Genomic DNA, 19,347 nt, shown 5'->3' with positions numbered 1-19,347 from the left:
TTACGCTATTTTTGCTTTAAATATAAAAATGAAGAATGGAGGGTAATTTTGGACACGGTAAAAACCGAAAAAGAATGGTAAAGCCTTCGTTTAAAGGTTTTTTTGTTTTCTTCTATTTTATTCTTGTCCATATTTGCGATTTGTTTATGAATCCAACCTTTACCGTCAATTCAATTGAACCATCGTTTTTTATCCTGAGCCTGCAAGGATAGCTTTTGCCCTTTTTAGGGAAATTGACCTTTCCGTTGTATATGCCATTGCTGTAGATAATATCGGTAATCTGATTTTTACCAACGATGCTCTCGTCCGGAGCTTTCCGGATTATGGCATTATAACTGATACCAGTGTTTACAAATTCCACAACGCGGGTTTTGTCTTCATTTGTCCATTTTCCCAAAACAGCATCCCGACTGTTTTGTGTCTGTTTAGGAACAAAAAATGTGGTAATAATAAAGACTACCAGATAGAAAGTTTTCATTGCTTCCTCATTTAAAATATGATGCAATTTGGGTATTCTATTATGTTTCTTAAAGCGGTTATTGGTCAAAGCAGGCAAACAGCTCTTTAAGGCAGGCATTACAGGTAAAAAAAAAATACCATCATACTTACTTTAGAACTGCATTTTCCGGGAAGTGTTAATGGTTATTCTATTTGTAGTAATAGGCAATAAATCAGTGTGTTATTCTTGTGTATGTCAATTCTGGTTGGCTGCATTGATGTCCACGATAGTACTGTAGGGGGGAGCAGTAGTGGTGAAAAGGTTGTCCTCTTTATTTTTTGATAATTTTAAAAATGGACGATGGTTATGTTAAAACGAAAAAGAAAGCCAATTGAACAATTACAAGCATCAGGTGTTTGTTAATTTATCCATTAAAATGAGCAGTCAACATAATGTTTTAAGCTCCCTCCAGCCAATGTAAAAACTCAGCAGCTTTGGCTTTGCTTACGACGATGTCTTCCGTGGTTTTTACCGTTAGCTTGATGACCAGTTTCCGGGCAAAGAACCTTTCAGCATTTGCAACGGCGGCCCTGTTAATCAGAAACTGGCGGTTAGCCCTGAAAAATACAGTCGGGTCCAGCACTTTGTTAAGTTCCTCAAGTTTTCCGGAAAGATAATACCGCTGACCATTTAGGGTTGTAATGTTCACTATTGTTTTATCCAGATAAAAGAACGCAATATCTTTTACCTGTACAGGTATTATTTTTTCCTTTTGATATACTAACAGGGCTGTTTTGTACTGATGCTTAATCTGTTGAAGTAAACCCGTTAGTTTTTGCCTTTCCTGCAGGGTTTCAAAGGCTGATTTCAGTGAATAGAATTTATCCAATGCTCTTTCAACCTGATTGCGGGTAATGGGTTTTAGCAGGTAACTAACCGCATTGGTATCAAAGGCATTTATCAAATACTCATCAAAAGCAGTACAAAAGATAACGGGACTTTTAATTTCAATCTGGTTGTAAATGTCAAAACATAATCCGTCGGCCAGCTGAATATCCGAAAAGATCAGGTCTGGGTGTTCATTTTCGGCAAACCAATTGAGTGCCTGCTCTATGGAATCCAATGTGGCTAAGATTTGTATGTCGCGGTCTATATGGCCTATCATATTGGCAAGTTCTCTTGCTGATTTGGCTTCGTCTTCGATAATTAACACGTTAATCATATAAGTGGTAATTTTATGGTAAACACTGTATCTTTCTTTTCTATTCCGATTTCCTTACCAAAGAGAAGGTGATAGCGTTGCATCACATTGGCCAGCCCGATACCAGTGGTATGTTGTACGGATGTCTTGGGTTGCAGGTTATTGGTTACTTCCAGCAAATCATTACCGGTATTTTTTATAGCAATCCTCAGTTTTCTTGTTGGCGAAGCAATATTGTGTTTAATAGCATTTTCAACCAGAAGCTGGAGCGTGAGCGGTGGTATTTTCTTATTAAAGACCTGTTCATCTACATTAATGACTATCTCAATAGCATCTTCCAGCCGCATTTTAATGATATAAAGATAAGAGTCTATAAAATTAAGCTCCTGTTCTATGGTAGCGGTATCAATATTCTTATACCGGAGTACATAACGGTACACATTTGCCAACTCAGAAACATATTCTTTTACACTTTGTTCCTGTGTGAGGGTACTGAGTGTATTGAGTGTATTGAAAAGGAAGTGCGGACTCAGCTGCTCTTTCAATGAGGATATGTTAGCTGCCAGTTGTGCCTGTTTAAGTGCCGCGATCTCAAGCATATTCCGCTGCTTTTCTGAGAGTATATGGAGGTAGTAAATAATGAAATAAAATAACCCGCTGATTACTATTCCCCGTAACAGCAATATATATAATCGTTTGCCTCCTTCAGCATCGGGTAATAATAAAGGGTTATCACTTACCAGGGAGAAAATCATATCCAGTAAAAAAACAAAACTACTGACGACGACAATGGAAAAGGCAGCAATTACCCCATTATTGATATTAAATTGTTTCGATTTACTTAATATAAACTGGTGCGCTAACCAGCAGAAAATACAAAAAGTAAAATTATAACCAACGCTTATTATAATAGGATGAAATTCAAACTTTTCCATACGAATCACTCTGGGGAGTGCTGCAATGAGCGACACACCCAATGATACGATCAGGCCGGGAATCCAGTTTTGTTTTTTCACAATAACAAATATAAAGCTTAGTATGCTAATGATGCTGCAGACAAACCGTAGAGCAGGCAAAAACGCATATAAAGCAGACATCTCGCTGCTTATATCTTACGTAGCTTCAATTACGGTTACATTCTTTCAGTATTGATGTTGTATGCATAATAAAGCGTCCGTTTAATCCGGGAATATATAACCACCGAAAGCGGGCAGGGACCATTGTTGCCGAGTTGCCCACCTCAAAGCTTTCCATCTAATTTTTACATATAGAGTTGTAGGGGAGATTGTCGGTAAATGCCAATGTACTCCGTTTATATGATTGCATTTTTAAATTAAACAGTTACACCAAAAAGATAGCCTGCAAATGCGGAAAGTCCCATTGCAATTGTTCCCCAAATGGTGATTCTTATCATGGCTTTTAAGGGACTTGAGCCACCTGTTTTTGCAGCGGTAATCCCTAAAATTATAAGAAAAATGATAGTAAATCCATATAGCCAGTATTCCATGCCTTTTACCGGTGCAAAAAGAATTACTAATAAAGGTAATAGACCGCCACCTGTAAAAGCTGCCCCTGATGCTAATGCTGCCTGTATGGGTTTTGCCTTACTGATTTCGTTAATACCCAGTTCGTCTCTGATATGTGTCCCTAACGCATCTGCTTCTGTTAACTCTATTGCGACCTGCATCGCTGTTTCTTTCTTTAAGCCTCTTCTTTCATAAATTTGAGACAATAGCTTCAACTCTTCTTCCGGCATCTCTTTAAGCTCTTTTCTCTCTCTTTCAATGTCACCTTTCTCAATATCAGTTTGAGAACTAACAGAAACATATTCACCTGCCGCCATTGACAATGCACCCGCTACAAGTCCGGCGACTGTTGCCAGAACAATTGGCTCCCTTGCTGTGCTTGCTGCTGCAACACCGATTGCAAGACTGGAAATGGAAATAATTCCGTCATTTGCTCCAAGAACGGCTGCCCGTAACCAGTTACTTTTGTGGATGTAATGGTTGTCTAAATAGTTATCTATAGTGATCATGGTATCAGGTTTAGTATATTAAAAGTACTCATTTTAATGATACACCCTAATTAAAAACGAGAGGTAAAAGGCAAGTTTTGATTGTGGAAACTGATTGCTGTAGATTATATAAGATATATGAATGTCGTATATTGAACTTTAAACCTCGTATATCAACTTTAAGGGGCAATTGGCAAGAGGTAAAAAGCAAGTCTTGATTGCGGAAACTGATTGCTGTAAATTATATATATGATATAAGAAGTATGAGGTGTGAAAGGATATCGTAAATCAAACTTCAAATCTCGTATATTAACTTTAAGAGGCAATTAGCAAGAGGTAAAAGGCAAGTCTTGTATTACGGAAGCTGATTGCTGTAAATTATATAAGATATAAGGAGTATGAGGTGTGAAGGGATATCGTAAATCAAACTTCAAACCTCGTATATTAATTTTAAGGGGCAATTAGCAAGAGGTAAAAGGCAAGTCTTGATTGCGGAAGCTGATTACTGTAAATTATATAAGATATAAGAAGTATGAGGGTGAAGGGATATTGTACATCAAACTTCAAACCTCGTATATTAACTTTAAGAGGCAATTGGCAAGAGGTAAAAGGCAAGCTTTGATTACTGTGAATTATATAAGATATAAGAAGTATGAGGTGTGAAGGGATATCGTACATCAAACTTCAAACTTCGTATATTAACTTTAAGAGGCAATTAGCAAGAGGTAAAAGGCAAGTTTTGTATTGCGGAAGCTGATTACTGTAAATTATATAAGATATAAGAAGTATGAGGTGTGAAGGGATATCGTAAATCAAACTTCAAACCTCGTATATTAACTTTAAGGGGTAATTGGCAAGAGGTGAAAGGCAAGTCTTGTATTACGGAAGCTGATTGTCGTAACTCCTAATATTATATAAGATATAAGAAGTAGGAGGTGTGAAGTAATACATCGTAAATCAAACTTCAAACCTCATATATCAAAGCTTATAATTGCCTTTTGCTATTTGCTATTTGCCAATTGTTTTTTGCCAATTGTTTTTTGCCAATTGTTTTTTGCCAATTGTTTTTTGCCAATTGTTTTTTGCCAATTGTTTTTTGCCAATTGTTTTTTGCCAATTGTTTTTTCGCCTATTGCCAATTGCTTCTTGTTCTTATAAAACGCGGCTCACCGTCAGTCCGTCGCGTATGGGTAATAAAACCGTTTCTACACGCGGATCGTCTTTCAGGAGCTTGTTGTAGTCCAGTAATATCTTCGTACTCTTGTCGTTTGCTTTTAAAGGCTCCAGTACTTTTCCGGACCATAAAACGTTATCCGATAAAATAATACCGCCTTTATGCATTAACGGAACGATCATTTCAAAATAATGAATGTAGTTTTCCTTATCGGCGTCGATAAATACCAGATCAAATTTTTTATTTAAGGTTGGGATGATTTCCAGAGCATTGCCTAAGTGCTGGTGTATCTGGTCATTCCATTCCGACTGGTCAAAGTATTTTCGCTGGAAATCGTAGAGTTCCTCGTTAATGTCAATAGTATCCAGAGTACCGTTTTCCTGTAAACCTTCCGCCAGGCATAATGCCGCATAACCGGTATAGGTTCCGATCTCCAGTATGGCATTGGGACGGATCAGTTTGGAAAGCATGCTCAGGACACGCCCTTGTAAATGACCGCTTAACATGCGGGGCTGTAATATTTTCTGATGGGTTTCTTTATTTAATGCCGCTAATAATGCCGGTTCATTTTCCGAATGCAGGGCTACATAATCTTCTAAAGTTTCCGATATAAAATGCATAAGCTTAAATTTTTTACAAAATTACAAATTACCAAACGCATAAATTACCAAATACATAAATAGTTACTAACTTTGCGCCATGCAAACGGATAAGAAAGACATAAGAGCTTTAAGTAAAGAGCAGTTACGTGATTTTTTTGTTGCCAATGGTGACAAAGCCTTTAGAGGGAATCAGGTATATGAATGGTTGTGGAGTAAAGGCGCTCACAAATTTGATGACATGACGAATGTGGCTAAACCCACAAGACAAATGCTGGAGGAGAATTTTGTGATCAATCATATCAAAGTAGATCAGATGCAGCGCAGTTCGGATGGAACGGTTAAAAATGCCGTGCGTTTGCATGATGGACTAATTGTGGAAAGCGTGTTGATTCCAACCGAAACCAGAACAACGGCCTGCGTGTCCAGTCAGGTTGGCTGTAGTCTGGACTGTAACTTCTGTGCAACAGCACGGTTGAAACGGATGCGTAACCTGAATCCGGATGAAATATACGATCAGGTTGTGGCTATTGATAATGAAAGCAAACTGTATTACAACAGACCGCTGTCTAATATTGTATTCATGGGAATGGGTGAGCCGCTGATGAACTACAACAACGTGATAAAAGCGATTGAAAAAATCACGGCACCGGAAGGTCTGGGAATGTCGCCGAAAAGGATTACCGTTTCGACTTCCGGAATTCCGAAGATGATTAAAAAACTGGCAGACGATGAGGTAAAATTCAAACTGGCCGTTTCGCTGCACTCGGCTATCGATGAGATCCGCTCCGGAATCATGCCGTTTTCGGAAAACTTCCCGTTAAAGGACCTGAGAGAAAGCCTGGAATACTGGTATTCCAAAACCAAAAGCAGGGTGACCTACGAATATGTGGTCTGGAAAGGAATCAACGACGATAAAAAATCGATTGATGCGTTGGTGAAATTCTGTAAATACGTTCCGTGTAAAGTGAACCTGATTGAATATAACCCGATTGATGACGGGGAGTTTCAACAGGCTGCTCCGCAGGCTATAGAAAATTATATCACGGCTCTGGAACGAAATGATATTGTGGCCAAAGTGCGCCGAAGCAGAGGAAAAGACATTGATGCGGCTTGTGGCCAGCTGGCTAATAAAGAAGCTTAAAAAAATAAAAAAAAGCCCCGGATCCGGGGCTTTTTCAATGGTTAAAAACCATCTAGGGTAATAATCGAAGTTTCGCCGTTAATAGTCATGGTGGCCTGGTTGTCGCAAGTTCCGTCACCATAATCAATAGTTGCCGTATTGGCATTTCTGGTAATTGTAATCACTCCCGCCACGATATAGGCACAATCCCTTTTTATTTTCAGAGGTGTTGTTATCGTAGTGCTGTTTACATTTCCGTTAGGGAAAGTAGTGCTCCAGCTTCCTGTGATTAAAAAGACATCATCGCTGATGCCGGGAGTATCATGACCTTCACTCCATTCTTTGGTACGGGTACCGGTTCTGTGGTATACGTCCCCGTTCGGATACGTGATTGTCATGTCTAATGACATGCTTGTTTCCGGATTGCCGTTGGCATTCGCGTGAGTACGCGTCATGGTGCGGTTGCCGGTAATGGCAATATCATTGTAATAAAAATTCTCGAAAGTATACGTTATTGTATGCGACATTGTTTCAAAATCATTTGTAAAACTAATAATGATTTTTCCTTTTAAAGTAGCGCCCATAAAAGAACAGCCCTCTGTTCCAAAATCAATACTCACATTCTAGGTATTGTCAATAATTGCCGAAGTAGTAACAACACATCCGGGTAACATTTGTGCCGTATTGGTCATTTTACCGGAACCATTTTGCGGTAGGATATAACCGTTTTCTACTACTGTAGCAACATCATCCACCATTTTGTCAATCTTTGCATCCGTTCTAAACTCCTCCTTTGTAATTGGAGTTGAAGACGTAGTACCTGAACCATCACTGTCTTTGTCACAGCTTCCTGTAAAAACTAAAGCTAAAAACAGTCCTAGAAAAAACAGACTTTTTTTCATATATAATTGATTTTTAGTTTAGTAGGTAGGCTATTATAAACGGTAAAACAGTTTGGTTTAGTATGTGAATTATGATTTTTTACTTTCCTCTCAAATTGGTATATTTGAAACCAATGAAAATCGTAGAGCAAATAAAGCAGCCCATAGTTAAGGAAATGGAACTTTTTGAAAAGAAGTTCCATGAATCAATGTCATCTAAGGTTGCATTGCTTAACAGGATTACATACTATATCGTTAACCGGAAAGGAAAACAAATGCGTCCGATGTTTGTTTTTCTGACGGCCAAAATGGTTTCCGAAGGAGTGGTAAACGAAAGAACCTACCGCGGAGCGTCGGTTATCGAATTAATCCATACCGCAACTTTGGTACACGATGATGTGGTAGACGACAGTAACCGCCGCAGAGGCTTCTTTTCCATCAATGCCTTATGGAAAAATAAAATTGCCGTTTTGGTAGGCGATTATTTGCTGTCCAAAGGACTTTTGCTGTCAATTGATAATAACGATTTTGATCTGCTGAAAATTATATCGGTTGCCGTTCGTGAAATGAGCGAAGGGGAACTGCTTCAGATTGAAAAGGCAAGACGTCTGGATATTACCGAGGATGTTTACTACGAAATCATCCGCCAGAAAACAGCAACGCTAATCGCAGCCTGCTGCGCATTAGGTGCCTGCGCAGTGAAACCCGAAGATACCGAAGTTGTGGAACGAATGCGGAAATTCGGCGAACTGATCGGAATGGCATTTCAGATTAAAGACGATTTGTTTGACTATACGGATGATGCCATCGGTAAACCTACCGGGATCGATATTAAAGAGCAAAAAATGACATTGCCTTTAATCTATGCCCTGAACAACTGTACTTCCAAAGAAAAAAGCTGGTGTATCAACTCCATTAAAAACCACAACAAGGACAAAAAACGTGTTCGGGAAGTTATTGCATTTGTAAAAGAACGCAACGGACTTGTTTATGCCGAAGGAAAAATGGTCGAATTCCAGCAGGAAGCCCTTCAGCTTCTGGAAAATTTCCCTCCCTCTCCCTATAAAGAGGCACTGATCCTGATGGTTAATTACGTTATTGAAAGAAAAAAATAATTTTTTTTTCGATAATTTTACTGTTGTAATAAATTGTTTTTCAATACTTTAATTTGAAAAGTGATTTTTTTTACTATGGCAATACAACCATTTTCATACAACGCTCGTCTATACTAATAGAAACATCTGAATAACGATTTTGAAAGTAATCAACTTACATCAGGAAGAAAAGGAGCTTATTGCTTTGGCGGTCGAAAACAATCGGCATGCACAGCATAAGATATACTCCCAGCATGCTCCCAAAATGTTAAGTGTGTGCCGTCAGTACTTAAAAGATGTTCATCAGGCTGAAGATGTCATGATAACCGCTTTTATGAAAGTATTTACCGGCTTAAAGAATTTTGAGCACAAAGGCAGTTTTGAAGGATGGATCAGAAGAATCATGGTGAATGAGTGTATCTCACACATCAGGGTTCAGAAGCCAATTAAGTTTAGTGAAGAAGAAACCTTTTTAGAAGGGGGATTTAACAATATTGAAAGCCAGTTATCTGTAGAAGATATTCAGTTTTTAATAGATAATTTACCCGATGGCTACAGAATGGTATTCAACCTGTATGCTATTGAAGGGTATAAACACCAGGAAATAGGAAAAATGCTGGGCATAAGTGAAGGAACATCCAAGTCGCAATTATCCCACGCCAGAAAAATGTTGCAGGAACAAATTAACAGACAAAAAAATTATCAGAATGGAACCGAATAAAAGAGAAGAAGATTTCAGGATAAAACTGAATTCCAGAACGCTTCAGCCTTCTGAGACGGCATGGGACAGGCTGGATGCGATGCTTTCGGTAGCCGAGGAGAAAAAACCGAAGCGCCGTTTTACATGGCTGTATATCGCAGCGGCTTTTATCGGGTTTGTATTTGTGGGACTTTTTTTATTTGATCAGCAAAAAAACAATGTTGAGCTAAACGAAAACACCACCACCATAGTAGAAAGCAATCCGGTTCAGGAACAGCCGGAAGCCTCAGCGCCGGAAGCAGTGCCGGAAAAGTTACCGGTTTCGGTAACACCGGTAAAAATAAAAGAAGCTGTTGCAATGACGAATACCGGAAAAGCGACCGGAAATCCGGAAATCCGTGTGGAAAAAAACATGGCGAAAGAAAAAATAAATGAAGAAATGATCGCTGTCGTACCTCAGAAAAGTATTCAGAAAAACAGAGTTGCTGTAAATGTGGATGAACTTTTGGCAGCTGTCGATGGCAACCAGTCCAAAAGCGAACTTAAAAAGCAGAATGTAACGGTAGATGCCAATTCCCTGCTGTCAACAGTGGAAGGAGAGCTGAACACGACCTATCGTGAAAATACTTTCCAGACCATAAGCAGAAACTTCAAAACCGTAAAATCTGCGGTTGCCAATAGAAATAAAGAGTAAATCAATCAAAAATCGAACAGTTTAAATTTTAAATTATGCAAAAAATTATTTTTTATGTAGTGGCATTGCTATGCCTTGTAGTAACTAAAATACAGGCTCAGGAAACCTTTGAACAGCGTGCTAAAGTGATTGCTGAAAACATTGAGAACATCACAAGAGAAGAAAAGAAAATATTAAAAGACAAGGTGGATGTGATCAATACGCAGCTGGAAAACAAAAGTATCACAAGAGAGGAAGCCGATAAAATGAAAATGGAAGCGGCAACGTTTCATGCGAAAAGAATTGAAGAAAGAGTAGCCTTTGAAGAATCCCGTTTGAATACACTAATCAAGGAAAAAGTAGACGGGAAGATCCAGGAAGCAAGTGCTGATTCTGTGACCAGCAAAAGAGTGAGCATCATAGAAGTGCGTTACAGAAAAGGGAACGGTAACGGAAAAAGAAAAGAAGTAATTGAAAAAAGAACCACGTCACAACTGGTTCTGGCCGGAGGAGTGAATAACCTGGTAACCGGAGGAGCGGTAGCAAATTCAAAATTCAGATACTGGGGTTCACATTTTTACGAATTCGGATTGACATTCAATACCCGTATCATGAAAAATAACAACCTGTTGCATGCAAAATACGGAATGTCTTTAGTGTATAATAACCTACGTGCGGTCGACAACCAATATTTTGTAAAGAATAATGATCAGACGGAACTGGTTACTTCTTCTACCTGGTTAAGCGAATCCCGTTTGCGAAATATCCAGCTGATTTTTCCGGCACATTTGGAATTTGACTTTACCCCTAAAAAAGTAAATGAAAAAGGCGAAACAAGATTCAGAACCCACAGAAGCGGCCGGATCGGAATTGGAGGATATATCGGAGCCAATTTACAAACCCGACAGTTTTTGGAATACCAGCGTGACGGATTTGAAGTGGAAGAAAAACAAAAAAGCAATTTTAACACTAATGGATTTGTGTACGGATTGAGTGCCTATGTGGGATATCGTTCAACAAGTTTGTACCTGAAATACGATTTAAACCCATTATTTAAAAATAATTCTGCCGATCAGAACAATATTTCGCTAGGATTGCGTTTTGATTTAAATTAAAGTTTGGTTAGTTATATACTTTTTTTAGAAGGTGTTCGTTACAGAGCACCTTTTTTATTTCCGGTAATGGATTTTATTTTTGTACAAATCCTATTCCCCTTTGTATCTTTGTCTTCGTATGATTGCACAAAATTCTATAGAAACTGTTTTTGAAACCGCCCGTGTTGAGGAGGTAATCGGTGATTTCGTTCAGCTAAAACGTGCCGGAAGCAACCTGAAGGGGTTGAGCCCGTTTGTTGATGAAAAATCCCCTTCGTTCATGGTGTCGCCGGTAAAACAGATCTGGAAGGATTTTAGCTCCGGAAAAGGAGGGAATGTGGTTACTTTCCTGATGGAACACGAACATTTTTCCTATCCGGAAGCCATTCGCTACCTGGCGAAAAAGTACAATATTGAGCTGGAAGAAACGGAGCAGTCGCAGGAGGACAAACAGGAAGCGAATGAAAAGGAAAGCATGTACCTCGTGTCGGAGTTTGCCCAAAAGTACTTTCATAACGTGCTGCTCAATTCGGAAGAAGGTAAGGCTATCGGTTATTCGTATTTTAAAGAAAGAGGATTCTCCGGTGAAACCATTAAAAAATTCGGACTGGGCTATTCTCCGGAATCCTGGGATGCTTTTACCAAAGAGGCTTTAGGGAAAGGTTATAAGCTCGAATACCTGGATAAAACCGGATTGACCATCGTTAAGGAAGATAAGCAATTTGACCGCTTTAAAGGGCGTGTAATGTTCCCGATCCAGAGTATGTCCGGAAGAGTTTTAGGCTTTGGTGGACGTATACTGACGAATGATAAAAAAGCAGCCAAATATTTAAACTCGCCCGAAAGTGATATTTACCATAAAAGCAAGGTTCTTTACGGAATATACCATGCAAAACAGGCAATTGCCAAATTAGACAATTGCTATTTGGTGGAAGGCTATACGGATGTGATCCAGTTTAACCAATCCGGAATTGAAAACGTTGTAGCGTCATCCGGAACCGCTTTAACGGCAGATCAGATTCGTCTGGTTAACCGGCTGACAAAGAATATTACGGTGCTTTTTGACGGCGATGCAGCCGGTTTGAGGGCTTCAATCCGCGGGGTCGACCTTATCCTTGAAGCCGGGATGAATGTAAAAGTATGCTCTTTTCCTGACGGGGAAGACCCGGATAGTTTTGCAAAGAAAACACCTTATGAAGAACTGGTGCAATATCTGGAAGCCAATGCCAAGGATTTTATACAGTTCAAAGCTTCCCTGTTAATGAAGGAAGCAAACAACGATCCGATTAAAAAAGCCGATCTGATCCGGGATATGGTCAACAGTATTTCCAAAATTCCGGACAGGATTAAACGGGAAATATACATTCAGGAATGTTCCCGTATTATGGATATTTCAGAACAGGTGCTGGTTAACACGCTGGCACAGCTGGTGCAGAAAGATATCACGGATGCCGGTAAAAAACAAAAGCAGGAACAGCAGAAAGCTTCTTTTGAAGTTGTCCGCAATGAAGAAACGGAAGCGGTTTCCAAAATTGATATCCTGTATGAACTGGAACGTAAAATAATTGAAATCCTGTTGCTTTACGGCAGTGCTGTAGAAGAATTTGAAGATGTATTGCTAAAAGCGAATGAAGAAGGAGAAATGCTTGAAGTCAGCGAAAACAATAGCTATAAAGTTTACCAGCGTATTTATATGAGCTTGCAGGAAGATGAGGTCGAGCTGGCCAATGAATCTTTCCGGGCTATTTATAACAACCTGATCAACTATTACCATCAGAATGAGAAATTCGAAATAGAGCAGTATTTGATGCGTCTGGAGCCGGAACTGGCAAGGGAGGTAACGAATATCCTTATGGAGGAGGAGCGCGAGTCGCTGCACAACTGGGAAGTGCAGCAAATCATAGTCAAACAAAAAAACCAAACGATAAGTCAATACGTTTCCGAAACAATACTGACTTTACGTTGGTTTCTTGTTGATCGAATCATTAATGAACTTAAGAACTCAATAAGTCCGGAACCCTCAGTAGACAATTCCGAAATCTTAATGATGGCTGTTGATTATCACAAGCTGATTAATTCTTTTTCAAAAAAATTAGGCCGTGTGATGTCGCGTTACAGCTAAACGATTTCCAGTGTTTTGGCTTTGTTAACCAGGTCAACCAGGTTAGTAACATGAAGTTTTGTCAGCAAACGCAACTTGTAAGTACTAATCGTTTTTTCATTCAGGTTCAGTAATTTGGCAATCTCTTTGTTTTTCTTTCCATCGCTTAAGTAGCGTAGCACTTCAATTTCACGAGAAGACAATTTGCGGTACAGTCTGTCAGTTTTACGTCCTTTATTTAATAAAGCTAAGTTTTTCCTTACAGCCTCGCTAAAAATTATATTTCCGACAAAAACACTTTTTATGGCAAACTCCAGCTCCTCTAATTTTGAGTTTTTATGCATATAAGCGGATACTCCTGCTTTTAATGCATTGGGTGCATAAATTTGTTCAGCTAAGTTTGTGAAAATAACAATCTTCGTGTTTGGATATTCCTTAGTTAAGGTTTTCACAGTACTGATACTGGTTAAACCATCCAGCTCCAAATCCAAAACAACAACATCTACGTTTTTTTTCCGTAGTAATTCTTCCAGGCCGTATAAATTACTAACAACTCCGACAAAATTGATCTCCGAATTATCCTTGAAAAAGGACTTCACCCCATATTGAACGACGGGGTGATTATCTGCTAAACAAACTTTTATCATTTCAATAGGTTTTTAATAGTAATTATCTGTAAAGTTACTAAAAAAATATAAACTATTGATAATCAGTGAAAGAAATTTATTTCAAATCTTTTGGGATCAGACAAACCGGTATTGGGTTCATTTTGTGTTGGTTAGCAGCGTTTAATTTACGGTAAATATTGAAGACTTCCAGTGCTCTGCCCTCAAAATCATTTGCTGTCCGGTCATTTTCGTATGCAAGCATAGCAAATTCCAGTTCGTCATAGCTCGCACCCAGCTGATCTTCATCACTTCTGTCGTCTCCAAACAAACCGTCTGTAGGTTTTGCCGTAATAATGCTTTCGGGAACATCCAGATAAGCGGCAAGCAGGCGGACTTCCGATTTCATTAAATCGGCAATCGGGCTGAGATCGACACCGCCATCACCGTATTTGGTGTAAAAGCCTACGCCGAAGTCTTCTACTTTATTGCCTGTTCCGGCAACAAGGGCGCTGTTTAAGCCGGCAAAATAATACAGGGTAGTCATTCGTAGCCGGGCGCGGGTATTGGCCAGTGTGAGGTTTAAAATCGCTTCATCGTCCGAAGAAGGAACCATCGCCTTAAAAGTTTCAAAAGCCGGAGTTAGATCGGCCAGAGCGCTGCTCACATTGGCAAAGCGGGATTGCAGCTGCGCAATATGCTCTTTTCCTCTGGAAACCTGGCTCGGAGCCTGGTGTATCGGCATTTCCACACATAAAGTAGGCAGTCCGGTTTGCGCGCACAGCGTTGAGGTTACGGCAGAATCAATACCGCCGGAAATCCCCACAACAAAACCTTTTACTTTTGCGTTAGTGGCATAATGCAATAACCAGTTTACAATATGGGCGTTAATTTTTTCGATTTGGATTGTGTTCGAATTAACCATGATAAATTATGAAGATTTTATAAAACCGTAGTGTATATTTGCAAAAATTATTTTGGATAAAAATAGAAAATTTTAGCTAACAAATTTGGAGTCGCTTCTATTTTAAAATAGACCATCGGTTCGCAGGAACAATTGGATGTGCAGCGATTAAAACAAATGAACGATATGAAAAAATATTTACTTGGAATAGCAGCTGTTTTCGTGTTGTTTTCATGCAAAAAAGAAGATAAGGTTGCAGAAGCTGTCGCGGCAATACCGGTGAAAGTGGAAATTGAACGCTTTGATAAAGTATTTTATGAATCGCCGGTAACGGACTTTCCTAAAATTAAAAAAGAGTTCTCATATTTCTTCCCTGCGGGTAATCCGGATACGGTATGGACCAATAAAATGCAGGACCCGCTTTACCGGGAACTGTATGGCGAAGTAAAAAAGAAATACCCGAATAACGATGCTTTTGAAGGTGATCTGGTAGCGCTCTTTAAACACATTCAATACTATTTCCCGGAATATAAAACACCAAAAGTGGTAACGCTGGTTTCGGAAATGGACTATGAGAACAAAGCGATTTTTGCCGATAGCCTGGTGATTATTTCACTGGATATGTATTTGGGAAAAACGAACAGATTATATGAATTTCCGGAATATTACAAGCAGAATTTCGAGCCTTCCCAAATGATGCCGGATATTGTGGCTAGTTTTGCAGCCGGAAAAATAAGTGCTCCGAAAGATCGCACCTTATTGTCGCAGATGATTTATTTCGGAAAAGAATTATACCTGAAAGATTTATTATTGCCGGATGATTCCGATGCTGTTAAAATAGCCTATACCGAAGATCAGTTAAAATGGTGTCAGGAAAACGAATCGGAAATGTGGAAGTTTTTTGTCAATGAGAAAATACTCTATGATACGAACCCGAAGCTGATGCAGCGTTTTATATCGACGGCTCCTTTTTCAAAATTCTATCTTGAAATTGATGCCGAATCGCCGGGTAGAGTAGGTACCTGGATAGGCTGGCAGATTGTCCGGTCGTATATGAAAAACAACCCGAATGTGAATGTACAGCAGTTGCTGGTTACCGATGCCAAAGAAATATTTGATAACTCAAAATACAAACCTAAAAAATAATGTCAAAGACTATTACATCTGAAATAAAATTCCTTGTTGAACTGGATGAAAACAGAGTTCCTGAGAAATTGAGCTGGACAGCGCAGGACGGCGGAGTGAATGCGGAAGAAGCGAAAGCAATGTTGTTGTCAATCTGGGATAGTAAAGCTCAGGAAACCCTGCGTATTGATTTGTGGACCAAGGATATGCCGGTGGATGAGATGAAAGTATTCTTTCATCAGACCTTAGTGGCTATGGCGGATACTTTTTACCGCGCTACGGACGACGAGAAAATGACGGCAACCATGAAAGATTTTTGCGATTATTTTGCAGAGAAACTGGAATTGAAAAAATAAAAAAAGAGCGGTTATAAACCGCTCTTTTTTTATAGATTGTTATTCTTGAAAATACCGTCGTTCACTTCGTCAATAAAAGCTAACAGCTGCTCTCTTCCGGTTGCTTCCAGGGAGGACGTTACAAAATGCTGCGGCATTTCTTCCCAGTTGTTGGCTAATAACTGCTTTCTGTAAGCGGCAATATTCTGCTCTACTTTTCCTTTGCTTATTTTGTCGGCCTTTGTAAAAATAATACAGAACGGCACTTCAATTTCACCTAAGTAATTGATGAATTCCAGGTCGATTTTTTGCGCTTCCAGCCGGATATCGATCAATACAAAAGCACAAACCAGCTGTTCTCTTTTTTCGAAATAATCGGTAATGAACTTCTGGAAAATTTCTTTGGTTTTCTTGGATACACGTGCATAACCATAACCCGGTAAATCCACTAAAAACCAATTGCTGTTAATCTTAAAGTGATTGATTAATTGCGTTTTTCCAGGTCTTCCCGATGTTTTTGCTAAATTCTTGTGATTGGTCAGCATGTTAATCAGGGAAGATTTGCCCACATTGGAACGGCCGATGAAGGCATATTCCGGTAAAGGATCTTTAGGGCATTTGCTCACCTCGGAATTACTGATTATAAATTCGGCGGTATTGATTTTCATTGTATCCGGGATTTCAGTGTTTGTAAAAATAGAATTCGGTACTGTTTTTTACAAAAGTACCGAATATATAAGTTATAAATTTGCTTTTTTCAGCCATTCCAGCATCAGGCGGTTAAACTCATCGGGATGCTCCATCATGGCGGCGTGTCCGCATTCGTTTATCCAGTAAAGATCGGAATTGGGTAAAAGCTTGTTGAACTCTTCTGCAACATCGGGCGGTGTAACTTTATCGTTTTTTCCCCAGATAATACAGGTTGGTGTTGTCATTTTTGGTAAATCCTTTGCCATGTTGTGACGAATGGCACTTTTGGCAATAGCTAACGTTTTTAACAGTTTCATGCGGTCGTTTACCGTGGCATAAACATCGTCAACAATTTCTTTAGTAGCTACTTTAGGATCAAAGAAAACGTCTTCTGCTTTTTTTCGGATATATTCGTAGTCGCCTCTTTTCGGGTAACTTTCACCCATGGCGCTTTCATAAAGACCGGAACTTCCGGTAATGACCAGACCGGCCATTTTTTCCGGATACATTTTAGTGTGGTACAAGGCAATATGACCGCCAAGAGAATTTCCAAGCAGTATTACCTTGTCGTAACCTTTATACGTGATAAAGTCTTTTACAAACTTTGAAAAAGCCTTTACATTGGTTTTTAAAATGTTGTTGGTGTAAAGCGGCAATTCAGGGATTACAACTTTGTACCCGTATTGCGGGAAAAAATTTGCAACTCCGTCGAAATTGCTCAAGCCTCCCATAAGTCCGTGTAAAATAATGATAGGCGTTCCTTCTCCTGCTTCAAAATAAGAGTATTTGCCTTCTTTTTTTAACGTGTGCTCCATGTATTATGATACGGTTTCAAATTCTCACAAAGATAGGACTTTCTCCATAAATACGAAGTTTTGAAATGTAAAATCGAAAATACTTTCCGTTTAATTTTAAGTAAATTCCTATTTCGGTTATAAAGTGCTAATTATCAGTTGTTTTAAAGTGAAAATAATCGTACCGGGACGGCTTTTTATTTTTTTGGTATTTATTGAAAATAAATTGCGAAAAGCCTCTTTTTTTGAGGATATTATTGTGTTTGATTGAAAACAGTGAAATATTGCTAATTGTTCGAAATGAGAAGATTAGATAGTTTTCCTACATTTTGACTTTTGAGTGGAAAAACTTATCAACAAAGTGGGTATTTGTGGTAAAAAGTGGTAAAAAAATCTGTACTTTTGCTATAAATCAAATCAAAATCACCGGATCTTGACAAACATTATCGGGACATATGAGTGTAAAATAGATTCAAAAGGAAGGCTTATGGTGCCTGCGCCTTTAAAGAAGCAATTGCCTTCTTTAGAGGCTGGATTTGTTCTAAAACGCTCTGTTTTTGATCAGTGTGTCGAGTTGTGGCCAAAATCGGAATGGGATTTAATGATGGTGAAAATCAACAAGCTAAACCGCTTTGTGAAAAAGAATAACGACTTTATCCGAAAGTTTATGGCTGGTGTGAAAATGGTGGAAATTGATGATGCCGGGAGATTATTGATTACAAAAGATTTGATTGAATATGCTGGGATTTCGAAAGATTTGGTTTTGACCTCAAAGGTAAATATCATTGAGATTTGGGACAAGGATTTGTATGAAAAATCAATTTCAGGAGATGATATGGATTTTGCAGATTTAGCAGAGGAAGTAATGGGTAATTTAAATGACGACGACAATGGAATATCATAATCCGGTATTATTAAAAGAAACAGTTGATGGTTTGAATATAAAACCGGACGGGATTTATGTGGATGTAACGTTTGGCGGCGGCGGACATTCGAGAGAGATCATGAGCCGTTTGGGACCTGGCGGAAAGCTGTTTGCTTTCGATCAGGATCAGGATGCGCTGGCAAATGCAATCGATGACGCGCGTTTTACCTTAATAAATGAAAACTTCCGGTTCATTAAAAGATTCCTGCGCTTTCACAATGTAAAACAGGTGGACGGGATTCTGGGAGATCTTGGTGTTTCTTCACACCAGTTTGATGTGGCAGAAAGAGGATTTTCGACCCGTTTTGATGCAGAGCTGGATATGCGAATGGATCAAAAAGGATCGGTAAGTGCCTATAATGTGGTAAACGAATATGATGAAGCAGACCTGAGAAGAGTGTTCTTTGATTATGGAGAACTTAAAAATGCAGGAGCACTGGCGAATACTATTGTTACGGCAAGAAAAGAAAAACCGATAAAAAATACCGAGCAGCTTAAACAGGTGTTGAGCCGTTTTTTGCCGGCTCATAAAAGTAATAAGATACTGGCACAGATTTACCAGGCAATCCGGATTGAGGTAAATCAGGAAATGGATGTGCTGAAAGAATTTTTAGAGCAGTCATTGGAGATTCTGAACCCGGAAGGACGTTTGAGTGTGATTTCATACCACTCTTTGGAAGACAGACTGGTAAAACGTTTTATGAAAAACGGCATGTTTGAAGGAGAGCCGGAACGTGATTTTTTCGGACGTTTTGAAGTGCCTTTTAAACTAATAGGAAAACTGATTGTTCCAACGGATGCGGAAATCGCAATTAATAACAGAGCCAGAAGTGCGAAGTTGCGCATCGCAGAAAAACGATAATATAAAGAAGTAGC

The 19,347-nt window shown here is 39.1% G+C and carries 22 protein-coding genes; 10 read left to right on the top strand and 12 right to left on the bottom strand.

The window, feature by feature from the left end:
• Nucleotides 1-112: 112 nt before the first annotated feature.
• From BGO42_RS00885 to BGO42_RS00860, 6 genes are all read right to left on the bottom strand, one after another.
• On the bottom strand, nucleotides 113-478 hold the full coding sequence (locus tag BGO42_RS00885) for a DUF2147 domain-containing protein (protein ID WP_273245076.1): 366 nt from the start codon (nucleotides 476-478) through the stop codon (nucleotides 113-115).
• Between the two features lie 418 nt (nucleotides 479-896).
• Nucleotides 897-1,661, bottom strand: coding sequence for a LytR/AlgR family response regulator transcription factor (locus BGO42_RS00880; protein WP_273245077.1), 765 nt, complete (start codon nucleotides 1,659-1,661; stop codon nucleotides 897-899).
• Nucleotides 1,658-2,656, bottom strand: a complete 999-nt coding sequence (locus BGO42_RS00875; RefSeq protein ID WP_273245079.1) for a sensor histidine kinase — start codon at nucleotides 2,654-2,656, stop codon at nucleotides 1,658-1,660. The genes BGO42_RS00880 and BGO42_RS00875 overlap by 4 nt, the downstream gene beginning before the upstream one ends.
• A 317-nt stretch (nucleotides 2,657-2,973) precedes the next feature.
• Nucleotides 2,974-3,675 (bottom strand): VIT1/CCC1 transporter family protein, encoded by a 702-nt coding sequence (locus tag BGO42_RS00870; protein ID WP_273245081.1) that lies wholly within the window; start codon nucleotides 3,673-3,675, stop codon nucleotides 2,974-2,976.
• Between the two features lie 980 nt (nucleotides 3,676-4,655).
• Nucleotides 4,656-4,793 (bottom strand): hypothetical protein, encoded by a 138-nt coding sequence (locus tag BGO42_RS00865; protein ID WP_273245082.1) that lies wholly within the window; start codon nucleotides 4,791-4,793, stop codon nucleotides 4,656-4,658.
• A gap of 13 nt (nucleotides 4,794-4,806) precedes the next feature.
• Entirely contained in the window at nucleotides 4,807-5,448 is a 642-nt protein-coding gene (locus BGO42_RS00860) for an O-methyltransferase (RefSeq protein ID WP_273245084.1), read from the bottom strand.
• A gap of 79 nt (nucleotides 5,449-5,527) precedes the next feature.
• Here BGO42_RS00860 and rlmN point away from each other — a divergent pair, with 79 nt between their 5' ends.
• The gene (gene rlmN / locus BGO42_RS00855) at nucleotides 5,528-6,571 is read left to right on the top strand and encodes a dual-specificity RNA methyltransferase RlmN (protein WP_273245086.1); all 1,044 of its coding nucleotides are present in this window, start codon (nucleotides 5,528-5,530) and stop codon (nucleotides 6,569-6,571) included.
• 41 nt (nucleotides 6,572-6,612) lie between these two features.
• Here rlmN and BGO42_RS00850 read toward each other — a convergent pair whose 3' ends face one another.
• Complete coding sequence (locus tag BGO42_RS00850; protein WP_273245088.1) at nucleotides 6,613-7,170, bottom strand: hypothetical protein; 558 nt, start codon at nucleotides 7,168-7,170, stop codon at nucleotides 6,613-6,615.
• Nucleotides 7,171-7,173: 3 nt separating this feature from the next.
• The gene (locus BGO42_RS00845; RefSeq protein WP_273245090.1) at nucleotides 7,174-7,452 is read right to left on the bottom strand and encodes a hypothetical protein; all 279 of its coding nucleotides are present in this window, start codon (nucleotides 7,450-7,452) and stop codon (nucleotides 7,174-7,176) included.
• Between the two features lie 113 nt (nucleotides 7,453-7,565).
• On the opposite strand from BGO42_RS00845, the gene BGO42_RS00840 reads away from it, so the two are divergent.
• The 5 genes from BGO42_RS00840 (at nucleotide 7,566) to dnaG (ending at nucleotide 13,114) form a co-directional block, all read left to right on the top strand.
• Nucleotides 7,566-8,546: a polyprenyl synthetase family protein gene (locus BGO42_RS00840; RefSeq protein ID WP_177730034.1), complete on the top strand. Its 981-nt coding sequence runs from the start codon at nucleotides 7,566-7,568 to the stop codon at nucleotides 8,544-8,546.
• A gap of 139 nt (nucleotides 8,547-8,685) precedes the next feature.
• Nucleotides 8,686-9,246, top strand: coding sequence for an RNA polymerase sigma factor (locus BGO42_RS00835; RefSeq protein ID WP_273245092.1), 561 nt, complete (start codon nucleotides 8,686-8,688; stop codon nucleotides 9,244-9,246).
• Nucleotides 9,233-9,919, top strand: a complete 687-nt coding sequence (locus tag BGO42_RS00830; RefSeq protein ID WP_273245094.1) for a hypothetical protein — start codon at nucleotides 9,233-9,235, stop codon at nucleotides 9,917-9,919. Before BGO42_RS00835 ends, BGO42_RS00830 begins: the two co-directional genes overlap by 14 nt.
• A gap of 35 nt (nucleotides 9,920-9,954) precedes the next feature.
• Nucleotides 9,955-11,013, top strand: coding sequence for a hypothetical protein (locus BGO42_RS00825; RefSeq protein ID WP_273245096.1), 1,059 nt, complete (start codon nucleotides 9,955-9,957; stop codon nucleotides 11,011-11,013).
• Between the two features lie 118 nt (nucleotides 11,014-11,131).
• Complete coding sequence (dnaG, locus tag BGO42_RS00820; protein WP_273245098.1) at nucleotides 11,132-13,114, top strand: DNA primase; 1,983 nt, start codon at nucleotides 11,132-11,134, stop codon at nucleotides 13,112-13,114.
• Here the strand turns inward: dnaG and BGO42_RS00815 are convergent.
• The gene (locus BGO42_RS00815; protein WP_136402182.1) at nucleotides 13,111-13,740 is read right to left on the bottom strand and encodes a LuxR C-terminal-related transcriptional regulator; all 630 of its coding nucleotides are present in this window, start codon (nucleotides 13,738-13,740) and stop codon (nucleotides 13,111-13,113) included. The genes dnaG and BGO42_RS00815 overlap by 4 nt on opposite strands.
• Nucleotides 13,741-13,816: 76 nt before the next feature.
• Complete coding sequence (gene nadE / locus BGO42_RS00810) at nucleotides 13,817-14,623, bottom strand: NAD(+) synthase (protein ID WP_273245101.1); 807 nt, start codon at nucleotides 14,621-14,623, stop codon at nucleotides 13,817-13,819.
• Between the two features lie 165 nt (nucleotides 14,624-14,788).
• Between nadE and gldB the strand changes: the two genes are divergently transcribed.
• Both gldB and gldC read left to right on the top strand, forming a co-directional pair.
• On the top strand, nucleotides 14,789-15,748 hold the full coding sequence (gene gldB, locus BGO42_RS00805) for a gliding motility lipoprotein GldB (protein WP_273245102.1): 960 nt from the start codon (nucleotides 14,789-14,791) through the stop codon (nucleotides 15,746-15,748).
• Nucleotides 15,748-16,083 (top strand): gliding motility protein GldC, encoded by a 336-nt coding sequence (gene gldC / locus BGO42_RS00800; protein ID WP_177730027.1) that lies wholly within the window; start codon nucleotides 15,748-15,750, stop codon nucleotides 16,081-16,083. Before gldB ends, gldC begins: the two co-directional genes overlap by 1 nt.
• Nucleotides 16,084-16,112: 29 nt before the next feature.
• Here the strand turns inward: gldC and yihA are convergent, their stop codons facing one another.
• Nucleotides 16,113-16,730, bottom strand: coding sequence for a ribosome biogenesis GTP-binding protein YihA/YsxC (gene yihA / locus BGO42_RS00795; RefSeq protein WP_177730026.1), 618 nt, complete (start codon nucleotides 16,728-16,730; stop codon nucleotides 16,113-16,115).
• A gap of 72 nt (nucleotides 16,731-16,802) precedes the next feature.
• On the bottom strand, nucleotides 16,803-17,567 hold the full coding sequence (locus BGO42_RS00790; protein ID WP_177730025.1) for an alpha/beta fold hydrolase: 765 nt from the start codon (nucleotides 17,565-17,567) through the stop codon (nucleotides 16,803-16,805).
• A 412-nt stretch (nucleotides 17,568-17,979) separates the two neighbouring features.
• Here BGO42_RS00790 and mraZ point away from each other — a divergent pair, with 412 nt between their 5' ends.
• Both mraZ and rsmH read left to right on the top strand, forming a co-directional pair.
• Nucleotides 17,980-18,450, top strand: a complete 471-nt coding sequence (gene mraZ, locus BGO42_RS00785) for a division/cell wall cluster transcriptional repressor MraZ (RefSeq protein ID WP_177730024.1) — start codon at nucleotides 17,980-17,982, stop codon at nucleotides 18,448-18,450.
• Nucleotides 18,425-19,333 (top strand): 16S rRNA (cytosine(1402)-N(4))-methyltransferase RsmH, encoded by a 909-nt coding sequence (gene rsmH / locus BGO42_RS00780; RefSeq protein ID WP_273245105.1) that lies wholly within the window; start codon nucleotides 18,425-18,427, stop codon nucleotides 19,331-19,333. Before mraZ ends, rsmH begins: the two co-directional genes overlap by 26 nt.
• The last annotated feature ends 14 nt before the right edge of the window (nucleotides 19,334-19,347 follow it).

This window comes from Flavobacterium sp. 40-81, assembly GCF_001898245.1.
GTDB lineage: Bacteria > Bacteroidota > Bacteroidia > Flavobacteriales > Flavobacteriaceae > Flavobacterium > Flavobacterium inviolabile.
Note: the sequence above shows the minus strand (reverse complement) of the source record. Positions and strands in the feature narration are given on the sequence as shown.

What these genes read in the sequence shown, in the direction of transcription:
- BGO42_RS00885 (WP_273245076.1), bottom strand. Translation starts at nt 478, where the DNA reads ATGAAAACTTTCTATCTGGTAGTCTTTATTATTACCACATTTTTTGTT.
- BGO42_RS00880 (WP_273245077.1), bottom strand. Translation starts at nt 1,661, where the DNA reads ATGATTAACGTGTTAATTATCGAAGACGAAGCCAAATCAGCAAGAGAA.
- BGO42_RS00870 (WP_273245081.1), bottom strand. Translation starts at nt 3,675, where the DNA reads ATGATCACTATAGATAACTATTTAGACAACCATTACATCCACAAAAGT.
- BGO42_RS00860 (WP_273245084.1), bottom strand. Translation starts at nt 5,448, where the DNA reads ATGCATTTTATATCGGAAACTTTAGAAGATTATGTAGCCCTGCATTCG.
- rlmN (WP_273245086.1), top strand. Translation starts at nt 5,528, where the DNA reads ATGCAAACGGATAAGAAAGACATAAGAGCTTTAAGTAAAGAGCAGTTA.
- BGO42_RS00845 (WP_273245090.1), bottom strand. Translation starts at nt 7,452, where the DNA reads ATGAAAAAAAGTCTGTTTTTTCTAGGACTGTTTTTAGCTTTAGTTTTT.
- BGO42_RS00840 (WP_177730034.1), top strand. Translation starts at nt 7,566, where the DNA reads ATGAAAATCGTAGAGCAAATAAAGCAGCCCATAGTTAAGGAAATGGAA.
- BGO42_RS00830 (WP_273245094.1), top strand. Translation starts at nt 9,233, where the DNA reads ATGGAACCGAATAAAAGAGAAGAAGATTTCAGGATAAAACTGAATTCC.
- BGO42_RS00825 (WP_273245096.1), top strand. Translation starts at nt 9,955, where the DNA reads ATGCAAAAAATTATTTTTTATGTAGTGGCATTGCTATGCCTTGTAGTA.
- dnaG (WP_273245098.1), top strand. Translation starts at nt 11,132, where the DNA reads ATGATTGCACAAAATTCTATAGAAACTGTTTTTGAAACCGCCCGTGTT.
- BGO42_RS00815 (WP_136402182.1), bottom strand. Translation starts at nt 13,740, where the DNA reads ATGATAAAAGTTTGTTTAGCAGATAATCACCCCGTCGTTCAATATGGG.
- nadE (WP_273245101.1), bottom strand. Translation starts at nt 14,623, where the DNA reads ATGGTTAATTCGAACACAATCCAAATCGAAAAAATTAACGCCCATATT.
- gldB (WP_273245102.1), top strand. Translation starts at nt 14,789, where the DNA reads ATGAAAAAATATTTACTTGGAATAGCAGCTGTTTTCGTGTTGTTTTCA.
- gldC (WP_177730027.1), top strand. Translation starts at nt 15,748, where the DNA reads ATGTCAAAGACTATTACATCTGAAATAAAATTCCTTGTTGAACTGGAT.
- yihA (WP_177730026.1), bottom strand. Translation starts at nt 16,730, where the DNA reads ATGAAAATCAATACCGCCGAATTTATAATCAGTAATTCCGAGGTGAGC.
- BGO42_RS00790 (WP_177730025.1), bottom strand. Translation starts at nt 17,567, where the DNA reads ATGGAGCACACGTTAAAAAAAGAAGGCAAATACTCTTATTTTGAAGCA.
- rsmH (WP_273245105.1), top strand. Translation starts at nt 18,425, where the DNA reads ATGACGACGACAATGGAATATCATAATCCGGTATTATTAAAAGAAACA.